The sequence below is a fragment of the Halobacterium sp. CBA1126 genome (genome assembly GCF_009741975.1).
Classification (GTDB): Archaea; Halobacteriota; Halobacteria; order Halobacteriales; family Halobacteriaceae; genus Halobacterium.
On sequence record NZ_WPCF01000095.1, the window covers coordinates 1 to 9,887 of the forward strand.

11 protein-coding genes are annotated in these 9,887 nt (G+C 70.3%); 5 read left to right on the plus strand and 6 right to left on the minus strand.

What is annotated here, in order from left to right; genetic code table 11:
• On the minus strand, positions 1 to 1,734 hold a 1,734-nt coding region (locus tag GJ634_RS12000), incomplete at its 3' end, for a methyl-accepting chemotaxis protein (protein WP_157502988.1).
• Positions 1,735 to 1,865: 131 nt separating this feature from the next.
• Here GJ634_RS12000 and GJ634_RS12005 point away from each other — a divergent pair.
• Positions 1,866 to 2,582 (plus strand): hypothetical protein, encoded by a 717-nt coding sequence (locus tag GJ634_RS12005; protein WP_157502989.1) that lies wholly within the window; start codon positions 1,866 to 1,868, stop codon positions 2,580 to 2,582.
• Positions 2,583 to 2,585: 3 nt separating this feature from the next.
• On the opposite strand, the gene GJ634_RS12010 is transcribed toward GJ634_RS12005, so the two are convergent.
• Positions 2,586 to 3,302: an RNA methyltransferase gene (locus GJ634_RS12010; RefSeq protein WP_157502990.1), complete on the minus strand. Its 717-nt coding sequence runs from the start codon at positions 3,300 to 3,302 to the stop codon at positions 2,586 to 2,588.
• Positions 3,295 to 3,852, minus strand: a complete 558-nt coding sequence (locus GJ634_RS12015) for a hypothetical protein (RefSeq protein ID WP_157502991.1) — start codon at positions 3,850 to 3,852, stop codon at positions 3,295 to 3,297. The genes GJ634_RS12010 and GJ634_RS12015 overlap by 8 nt, the downstream gene beginning before the upstream one ends.
• Before the next feature lie 113 nt (positions 3,853 to 3,965).
• On the opposite strand from GJ634_RS12015, the gene folP reads away from it, so the two are divergent.
• Positions 3,966 to 5,078: a dihydropteroate synthase gene (gene folP, locus GJ634_RS12020; RefSeq protein WP_157502992.1), complete on the plus strand. Its 1,113-nt coding sequence runs from the start codon at positions 3,966 to 3,968 to the stop codon at positions 5,076 to 5,078.
• Positions 5,079 to 5,209: 131 nt separating this feature from the next.
• A complete protein-coding gene (locus GJ634_RS12025) occupies positions 5,210 to 5,887 on the plus strand; it encodes a 6-hydroxymethylpterin diphosphokinase MptE-like protein (protein WP_157502993.1) in 678 nt (225 codons plus the stop codon).
• A 1-nt stretch (position 5,888) separates the two neighbouring features.
• Here GJ634_RS12025 and GJ634_RS12030 read toward each other — a convergent pair whose 3' ends face one another.
• The 3 genes from GJ634_RS12030 to GJ634_RS12040 all read right to left on the minus strand — a co-directional run bounded on the left by GJ634_RS12030 (position 5,889) and on the right by GJ634_RS12040 (position 8,961).
• Positions 5,889 to 6,254, minus strand: a complete 366-nt coding sequence (locus GJ634_RS12030) for a hypothetical protein (protein ID WP_157502994.1) — start codon at positions 6,252 to 6,254, stop codon at positions 5,889 to 5,891.
• 82 nt (positions 6,255 to 6,336) lie between these two features.
• A complete protein-coding gene (locus tag GJ634_RS12035) occupies positions 6,337 to 7,338 on the minus strand; it encodes a TIGR04024 family LLM class F420-dependent oxidoreductase (RefSeq protein WP_331714145.1) in 1,002 nt (333 codons plus the stop codon).
• A 66-nt stretch (positions 7,339 to 7,404) separates the two neighbouring features.
• Positions 7,405 to 8,961, minus strand: coding sequence for a long-chain fatty acid--CoA ligase (locus tag GJ634_RS12040; RefSeq protein WP_331714146.1), 1,557 nt, complete (start codon positions 8,959 to 8,961; stop codon positions 7,405 to 7,407).
• A gap of 95 nt (positions 8,962 to 9,056) precedes the next feature.
• On the opposite strand from GJ634_RS12040, the gene GJ634_RS12045 reads away from it, so the two are divergent.
• Positions 9,057 to 9,500 (plus strand): PaaI family thioesterase, encoded by a 444-nt coding sequence (locus tag GJ634_RS12045; protein ID WP_157502997.1) that lies wholly within the window; start codon positions 9,057 to 9,059, stop codon positions 9,498 to 9,500.
• A gap of 37 nt (positions 9,501 to 9,537) precedes the next feature.
• Positions 9,538 to 9,887, plus strand: a 350-nt coding sequence (locus GJ634_RS12050; protein ID WP_197425511.1) for a deoxyribodipyrimidine photo-lyase, incomplete at its 3' end; no start/stop codon positions are given.

A 9,887-nucleotide genomic window follows, 5' to 3' on the forward strand; every position in this document is an offset into this window, starting at 1 on the left:
AGCTCGCCCGTTGAGGAGGCTGGCGCCGGCCGCACCGCGGATGGGTGTTGTGGCGCGAGGCAGTTGTACCTGGATGCCCGTGTCGGTCTCCTCGGCGTTCTCGACCACCCGGCCGAACGCCGCGACGGCCTCCTCGACCGCCTCGATGCCCGCCTCCATCGACCGCTCGGCCTCGTGGGCGGCCTCCACCGCGCTCGCGGTCTGCGACTGGGTCTCCTCGATGCGCGCCTCGATGTCGCCGGCGGACTCCCGGGTCTCCTCGGCGAGCTGTTTGACCTCGTTCGCGACGACCGCGAACCCGTCGCCGCGCCCGCCGTCGCCCCCGCTGCCCGCGCGCGCCGCCTCGATGTTCGCGTTCAGCGCCAGCATGTTCGTCTGGTCGGCGACGTCCGCGATGAGGTCCACGATCTCACCGATTTCGGCCATCTGCTCGTCGAGGGCCTCCACGCTCTCCACGGTCTCGCCGATGGCCGTCTGGGCCGCTCCTGATTTCTCGATGGCCCGCTCGGCGGTCGCCTCCCCGTCCTCGGCGATGCTGGCGGTCTCGTGGGAGCGGTCCGCGACCGTCTCCGCGGACGCCGCCACCTCCTCGACGGCCGCCGAGAGGTTCGTCATCTCCTCGGAGACGGTCTCGAGCATCTCGCGTTGCTCGTCGGCGCCACGGGCGATTTCGCCGATAGTCTCGCTGGTCTCCTCGCTGGCGTCCTCGGCGTCCCCGGCCTCCTCGGCTGCGGTCTCGCTGGCGGCCGCGACCTCGTCGGCGAACGACTGGATCTCCCGCATCGCCGGCTCGGTCTCGTCCATCATCGCGTTGAACGCCGTCGCGATCTCCCGCATCGCGTCGCTGTCGCTGTCCTCGTCCAGCCGCACGCTCAGGTCGCCCGCGGCCGCCCGCTCCATCGCCGCGCTGTACGCGTCAGCGTCGGCCTCCAGTTCCGCGTACAGCTGCTGTACCTCCTCCTTGCGGGCCTCCGCCTCGGCCTCGGCCTGCTCGGCCTGCTCGCGGGCGCGCTCCAGTTCCGCCTGCTTGGCCTCCAGGTCCTCGACCTCCTCGGTCTTCGCGCGGGCCTCCGCGAGCTGCTCGCGGGCCTCCTCGCGGGAGCGCTCGGTCGACTGCCAGTGCGAGAGCAGCGCGCCCGCCAGCAGCAACACGAACGCCGCGTGGATGAACGACCACGCCCACGGGTTGTTGATGCCCGCGGCGTGGTTGTAGACGCGGCTCGGGTCTATCATCCCGAAGTAGCCGTGCTGGACGGCGACGTACGCGATGCCGAGCGCGAACGGCACCCAGTCCTCGTACACCGCGACGACCGCCATCACGACGAAGAAGTGGAAGTGCGCCTCGATGTAGCCGCCGGAGAAGTGGACGAGGAACGCCGACGTCGTCGCCAGCGCCATCGTCGCCAGCCCGGTCCGCGTTCGCCGCCCGAACCACGGAATCGCCGCGAGCGCGCCGAGCGCCACGACGACGCCGACCTCGAGGAGCACCATCGTCAGCGGGATCTCGGGAATCTGCGCCCCGGTCATCGACTCCGTCCCCTCGTACGTCCCCAGCAACAACAGGAAGGGCACGTGGACCGCGAGGAAGACGAGGACGTTCCGGTGGCGGCTCCGCCACGTCTCGTCGGGAATCGTGTCCCCGCTCGGCGTGTACCGCACGACGTCTCGCATCGCTGCCTCCCAGCGCTGGACCGGTCCGCGCTCGACGGCCGCGTCACTAGTGGCCCCGGACATAGCCCGGAGGAGCCACCTCTCCCTGAAAAACCCTCTCACCCGAGTATCACGCGCTGAAATCGGCGTTCGCCGGCGAAGATGTTCGGCCCCGGTCTCCCAAGTTTCTTTGCCGGTAGCCACTCTGTCGGGGCATGCTCACGCGTCCCCGCCGCGCCCTCCCCGCCATCGCACTGGCCGCCCTCCTCGTCCTCGCCGGCTGCGCCGGGCTGTCCGCCCCGGACTCCCAGCCCGAGCCCGAGACGACCGTCGAGAACTTCTCGTACCCGCCGGGGTGGTCGCAGGACGGGATTACGGACCTCAACAGTGCGATGACGACGCACTACGACACCGTCGAGAACACCTCCCGGACGACCCGGCTCGTCATCACCGACGACGACGGGAATCGAACGATCGTCAGGACGGTCGACGTGGACGCCGGCACCGGCTCGATACAGTTCTCGGACACGACGCTGGGTTCCTACAGGGACGCGTACTACAGTTCCGAGGGCGTCTTCGAGTACGACCCGACCACGGAGGAGGTAGAGCGGCACCCCGACGAGAACTGGACGACGGCCGACGTCGCGGTGACGGCCGGGCTAGAGCGACCGCTCGGGAGCCTCGAACTGAACGCCACCGAAACCGTCACCGTCGAGGGGACGACGGCGGTCAGGTACGCGGTGACCGGCATCACGGACCCGGACTCGGTTCCGTCGAACGACGCGAGCGGCCACGTCACAGTCTCGGAGGCGGGCTACGTCGCGTCGTACGACGTCACGCGGGGCAACGACGAGTTCACGCGCCAGAGCGAGTACCGCCTCTCCGAGTTCGGGACGGCGACCGTCGACCGGCCGCCGTGGCTGCCCGAGTGAGGGCTACTCCATCTGGTTCTGCGCGCGCCGCATCAGGCCGAGGACGGTGTTGATCTCGCGGCCCGTCGGATGGGTGCGGCCCACCATCCGGCGGAGCATCCGCATCGCCTTCTCGCGTTTCTCCTCGGGGTGGTCGACGGCGTCGAGGAACGCCTCGGCGTGGTCGTAGAAGCGCTCGATCTCCTCCTCGTCGGCGCGGTGGCGCTCGACGTCCGGCAGCTGGGTCTCGTTCATCGCGAGGTCCCGGAGATCGTACAGCGCGACGGTGGCAGCCTGCCCGAGGTTCATCACGGGGTAGTCGTGGCTCGCGGGAATCGACGCCACCTCGTCGATGTCCGCGAGTTCGTCGTTCGTCAGGCCGACGCGCTCGCGGCCGAACACCAGCGCCGTCTCCGCCTCCACGTCCGCGAGGCTCTCGGAGAGCTCCGCGGGCGTGCGGAACGGGAAGCGGACGTGCTTGGTCGCGTCCTCGTTCGTGATGGCCGTGAAGCCGACCGTGTGGAACTCCGACGTGAGCTCCTCGAAGGAGAGCTCGCGCGCGTCCGGGAGCACGTCCTCGCGGGCCTGCCCGGCGAACCCGTACGCCTCGGAGTCACGGCCGAGGTACGGCGGGTCCACGAGCAGGAGCTCCTCGAAGCCGAAGTTCTTCATCGCCCGCGCGATGGTGCCGACGTTGCCGGCCGTCTCCGCGTCCACGACCGCGACGGCTGGCTTACTCATCGCCGGTCGGGTACTCCGCGTCCAGGTCGAGGTCGAGCTCGTCGGCGTCCTCGATCTCCGGCCGGAGGTCGATGCCGGCCTGCTCGTCCTCGGGCAGTTCGACGTTCTGAATCTCCGGGTCGGGGACGTCCGGGTCCGGCGTCTCCCCGGGGTCTGTGGCGACGTGCTCGGGGCCGTCGTACCACTCCGGCGCGCGCCCGCCGTCCGCGAACCACTCGCGGAACGCTTCCTGTAGCTCTTCGGTGCCGCGGTGCTGCTCGCCCCCGTCCTCGAGGAACCAGTAGTAGAAGTCGACCTCGTGTTCGTCGCACAGCAGCACCTCCGCTCGCGGCTCGCCGTACACCGCGGCGGGCGTGTTCCGCGACTCGTCGTCGTCGCCGTGCAGGAGGTAGCAGGCGTCGCAGGGCCGGTCCATCAGCGTCGGCAGCCGGCGCAGCCGTGCGCGCGTGTCCTCGTGCATCTCGTCGAAGCTCCGGTAGTCGCCGGCGTCGTCGAAGACCTCCTCCTCGTCGAAGCGCCACCCCCGGAAGCCGATGCTCACCTTGCTCATTACCGGCGCGTACGCGGCCGACCTACAAAAGTCGCGTGAAGGCACGCCCCGCGGAGGCGGCCGCGAACCCCGGAACCGATTCGCCTTTGGGGGACGGGACCCGCCATCGAGGCATGCAGACGGTCGACGCCGCCGGCCTCCCGATCGGAGACGGCCACCCGCCCCGCATCATGGGCGTGTTGAACGTCTCGAAGGAATCGCCGTACGACCCCAGCGTCTTCGACGACCCGGACGAGGCGGCCGCGTACGTCGACGACGAACTCGTCGGCGAGGGCGCGGACATCGTCGACGTCGGCCTCGAGTCCGCGAACAAGAAGTTCGACGTGCTCTCCCCCGAGCAGGAGCTCGACCGGCTGGACACCGCCGTCGAGACCGTCCGGCGCGTCGACGGCGACGCCGTCTTCTCCATCGAGACGCGGTACGCGGAGGTCGCCGACGAGGCGCTCTCGCGGGGCTTCGACATGGTCAACGACATCTGCGGGTTCGCCGACCCCGAGATGCCCGAGGTGTGCGAGGCCCACGACGTCGCCGTCGCGAAGATGGCGAGCCCGCCGGACCTCGAACGCCCCGGCGCAATCGAGGACGTCGACGAGATTTATGATGCGCTCGCGCAGAACGGCTTCACGGACAAGACCATCGTCGACCCCGCGTTCGGCGGGTGGAGCGAGGAGAAGACTCTCGCTGACGACCGGGAGACCTTCGACCGCTTGCGGGAGTTCCGCGGGCACGGCCATCCAATCCTCGTCTCCATCAACCGCAAGAACTTCCTCCGGGAGGTGGCCGACCGGTCCACCGAGGAGGCCCTCCCCGTCTCGCTCGCCGCCACCTCGATGGCCGTCGAACGCGGCGCTCACGTGATTCGCACCCACGACGTCGCGGAGACCCGGGACGCCGCGCTAATCGGCCACGAGTTCCGCCGCGACCGCTACGACGCCGAGGGCGTCGAAGAGCTGGACGTGACGACGGTCGCGGAGGCCGAGCACCACGTCGCGCGACTGGACGGCGACCTCGACGCGGCCGGGGACGCGGCGGCCCGGGCGTACGAAGTTCGGGGCCTCGACACCGGCGACAGGGCGGCGCTCGAAGACCTCGGGGTCGCCGTCGCGGGAGACGACCCGGCGTTCGTGGCCGCACCCGTCGGCACGCTTCGCGCCGCTGCGGACGCGCTGAACGGCCGCGACGGCCCGCTGGCGGACCTCGCGGCGGCGTGGACGACTCACGCGTAACGAGAAAGCTTATACCGGCGGGCGATAAATCCCGGATTGGAAGCCGGACCCCCGTCGGGTAGGGGTACTTTGCGGGGCGTCCCGGCTCGAACCAGGAATCCTCTTATTTATTCGCCCTCGTAGCGACAGCCATGGAGTTCGCCGACTGGGCGCCGGTCTACGAGGAGATTCTCGCCGACTTCGGCTTCGGCCGCGCCGCCGACGAGCGGGCGCGGGACGTGCTCGCAGAGTACGCCGAGCCGTTCGCCCTGTCCCGGCTCGACTGCACGGGCCAGCGGGTCGCTATCGCGGGGGGCGCGCCCTCGCTAGCCGGGGAGGCTGAGACGGCGGCCGACGCGGACGTCGTGTTCGCCGCGTCGACGGCCGTCGACGTGCTCGCCGACGCCGGCGTGAGCGTCGACCTGATGGTGACGGACCTCGACAAGAACCCCGAGACTGCGCGACGGCTCACCGAGTCCGGGACGCCCGTCGCGGCGCACGCCCACGGCGACAACATCCCCGCCGTCCGCGAGCACGTCCCGACGTTCGACGCCGAGCACGTCCTCGCGACGACGCAGGCCGAACCAGTGGACGCGGTCTACAACTTCGGCGGATTCACGGACGGCGACCGCGCCGCCTTCCTCGCGGACCACTGCGGCGCCGCCGAACTGGCCTTCCCGGGCTGGGACTTCGACGACCCGTCGGTCGGCGACCAGAAAGCGAGGAAACTCGCGTGGGCCGAGCGACTGCTGTACTGGCTCGAACGCCGCCGCGGCGACCGCTTCGCCGTGCTCGACGGGCGGCGCGACGGACTCGACGCGCTCCCGTGAGCTAGCCCCCGACGGTGACGGTCGCGTCGTTGTCGATGCCGATGGAGACGGCGTCGTCGTCTCCGGTGAACTCGTAGACCTGTTCGGACGTCTCGCCGTCGACGGTGACGGCGACGGTGTGCTCGCCGCTCCCCTCGAACGCCGGCAGCTCCTCGTCGGTTTCGGCGTCGACGGTCGCGTCTTCGCTGTACACGCTGTCGCCGTCGTGCAGTACTTCGACGGTCACGTCGTGGCTCGTCTCGTCGTTGTTGACCAGCAGGAGGTTCGTCGTCGCCGAACTCCCGAGTCCGAGCGCGCTGCAGCCAGCGGTCGCGACGAGCACGCCGACGAACGCGACCAAGACGACTCGCTTGCTTCGACTGTTCATGCGCTGTCACGACGCGCCGAACGGAAAGAACGTGGGATAACTCAAAGAGCGGTCGAAGTCTTCGACCGCGCAGTGCGCGGCGTCACTCGGGCGCCACGGCCTCGAGCGTCCGGTCGATGACCTCGCGGTCGGCCGCTCGCGGGAACGAGACGGCGATTGCGTCGACGCCGTCGACCGCGGCGAAGTCGGCTACTCGCTCGCGGACTGTCTCCGGGGTACCCGCGGCGGCCAGCGCGTCCAGCAGGTCGTCGGAGACGCGGCCGACGGCGCGCTCGCGGTCGCCGGCCTGCCACGCCTCGTGGATGGTCTCGGCGGCGTCCTCGTGGCCCTGTCGCGCGAGCGCGTCGCGGTAGAACGTCCCCATGCCGCCGACGTAGAACGCGAGGTGCTGGCGCGCGAGGTCGCGGGCCCGCTCGCCGTCCTCGAGCGCGCAGCACGGCAGGACGAACGTCGTGCGGACGTCGCCGACGTCGCGGTCGCCGAGGCTCGCGCCCCGCCGGAGGTCCTCGTAGCGGTCCGCGAAGCCGTCCCGCGTGAACATGAGCGCGTGCCAGCCGTCCGCGAACCGGCCCGCGAGCTCGACGGCTTTCGGTCCCATGCCGGTCACGTCGATGTCCGGGGTCGGCTCGGGCGGGTCCTGTCGCAGCCGGAACCCCCGGGTCTGGACGACGTCGCCGTCGTAGTCCACCTGCTCGCCCGCCAGCACTTTCCGGACGACGTCGACGTACTCGCGGGTGCGCTTGAGGGGGTTGCCGAACGACTCGCCGTGCCAGCCCTCCACGACGGCGGGGCCGCTCGGCCCGAGGCCGAGGCGGAACCGGCCGCCGGAGTGCTCCTGGAGCGTGGCGGCCGTCTGGCCGAGCAGCGCCGCGCTCCGCGAGTACGTGTTCACGATGCTCGTGCCGACGCCGATACTGTCGGTTCGGTCGGCGAGCGCGGCCAGCGTGGTCACGGCGTCCCGGCCCCACGTCTCCGGGAACCACACGCGGTCGTAGCCGAGGGCCTCGGCGCGCTCGCCGATGCCGACCACGTCGTCGAGGGCGTCCTGTGCGGCGACCGGCAGGTGGACGGTGCGGGCAGTCACGGCTCGTGGTTCCCCGCGTTCCCGCATAAAACTGTGTCAACTACTGGCAACCCGCGCGGGGTTGCGCTACTCCTCGACGAGCTCGAACTTCTGGACCTTCCCCGTGGTCGTCCGCGGGAGTTCGTCGACGAACTCCACCTCGCGGGGGTGTTTGTACTCCGCGAGGCGGTCGAGGCAGAACTGCTTGAGTTCGTCCGCGGTCACGTCCGCGTCGGGCGCCTTCACGACGAACGCCTTCACCGTCTCGCCGCGGCGGTCGTCCGGCACGCCGACGACGGCGACGTCCGCGACGGCCTCGTGCTCGAACAGCAGTTCCTCGACCTCCCGCGGGTAGACGTTGTAGCCCGCGGTGTTGATCATGTGCTTCTTCCGGTCGACGACGTAGAAGTAGCCGTCCTCGTCGCTGTACCCGAGGTCGCCCGTGTGGAACCACCGCTTGCCGTCCCGCTCGGTGAACGCCTCCTCGTTGGCCTCCGGCAGCCCCGAGTAGCCCTTCATCACGTTCGGCCCGGAGACGACGAGTTCGCCCGTGATTTCGTCCATCTCGACGTCGTCCTCGTTCACGGGTCCCTCCTCGATTGGCGGCACGTCCTCGAAGTCCTCGGTGACGATGCGGGCGTCGATGCCCTCGAGGGGTTTCCCGATGGAGCCCACCCTGCGGCCCCAGTTCGGGCTGTTGAAGTGGGTGACGGGGCTGGTCTCGGTGAGCCCGTACCCCTCGTAGATTTTCACGGGGTAGAGCTCCTCGAAGCGCCGCAGCACCTCGATGGGGATGCCGGAGCCGCCGACCGTGCACTGCCGCAGCGACGAGAGGTCGAACGACTCGGCGTTCGGCTGGTTCACGACGTCGTTGTACATCGCGGGCACGCCGTCGAACAGCGTCAGCTCGGCGTCCGCGACGAGGTCCATCGCCTCCTGGGCGTCCCACGCCGGCAGCGGGTAGAAAGAAGCCCCCGCGAACAGCGTCGCGTTCATCCCGACGGTCATCCCGTAGATGTGGAACAGCGGCAGCACGCCGATCTTGCGGTCGGACGGCTGGAGGCCGTCCGGCACGATGTCCATCGACTGCCGGGCGTTCGACGCGAGGTTGTGGTGGGTGAGCTGGACGCCCTTCGGCTTCCCCGTCGTCCCCGAGGTGTACGGCTGGACGGCGACGTCGTCGTCAGCGCGCTCGGCGACGCCGTCGTCGCCGTCTGTGAGGAACTCCCGGAACGGCGTCCCCGCGTCGGCCTCACCGCCGACGGTGACGACGCGCTCGACCTCGGTGTCCTCCCGTACCTCCTCGACGAACGGCACGACGTCGGCGAGCGCGACGACCGTCTCGGCGCCGGAGTCCGAGAGCAGGTGTTCGATCTCGCGGCTCTTGTACTGGGGGTTCATCGGCACGACCGCACACCCCGCGCGGAGGGCGCCGTGGAACGCGACGACGAACTGCGGGAGGTTCGGGAGGTAGATGCCGACCGCGTCCCCGGCTTCGACGCCGGCGTCGCGGAGCGCGGCGGCGAACTGGCCGGTCTGGGCCCAGAACTTGCCGTAGGACAGCTCGGTGTCCTCGTAGACGACCGCGGGTCGCTCGGGCTGCTCGTCGACGACAGACTCGATGTTGCGGACTAAGTTCGTCACGGCTACTCCGCCCAACGGAGTCTATCATCAATAATGCTGGTGTTGGCGGCGGCCGACCCGGTGGGCTTTTGCCCGGCGACCGCGCATCCGAACGCATGACAGCGTTCGAGGCCGACGACGTGCAGGCGTTCATCCAGTCGTACGTCGACGACCACGGCTTCCTCTCGTTCCTCGACCTCTCGGTGGAGGCCGTCGACGACGGCGAGATGACCCTCCGCATCCCCTACGACGAGAAGCTCACGAACCACGGCGCCGGCGAGGGCAACGTCCACGGCGGCATCGCCGCCACCATCATCGACACCGCGGGCGGGCTCGCGGTCCGCACGACCCTCGACGAGCCCGTGACGGCGGGCGTCGCCACCATCGACCTGAACGTCTCCTACCTCCGGCCCGCGCGCGGCGACCTCGTCGCCGAAGCGGAGGTCATCCGCGTCGGCTCCACCGTCGGCGTCGCCGAAGTCACGGTCACCTGCGAGGACGAGGACGGCGAGCCCGAGGAAGTGGCGGTCGGGCGCGGGTCGTTCCGCGTGTTCGAGTAGCGGTACTTTTTCGCAACGCCGCCCCCACGGGTGGGGCATGCAGCTGTTCTGGCACCGCCGCGACCTCCGCACGGCCGACAACCGCGGGCTCGCCGCGGCCGCCGACGCGGGCGACGTCGTCCCCGTGTTCTGCTTCGACGACGCCGTCCTCGAGCACGCCAGCCCGCCGCGCGTGGCGTTCGTGCTCGACGCGCTGGACGCGCTCCGGGAACGCTACCGCGACCTCGGTAGCGACCTCCTGATTCGCCGCGGCGACCCGTCGGCGGTGCTGCCCGACCTCGCCGCCGAGCACGACGCCGAGCGGGTCGTCTGGAACTACGACTACTCGGGGCTCGCCCGCGAGCGCGACGAGGCCGTCCGCGCCGCGCTCGACGACGACGGCGTCGC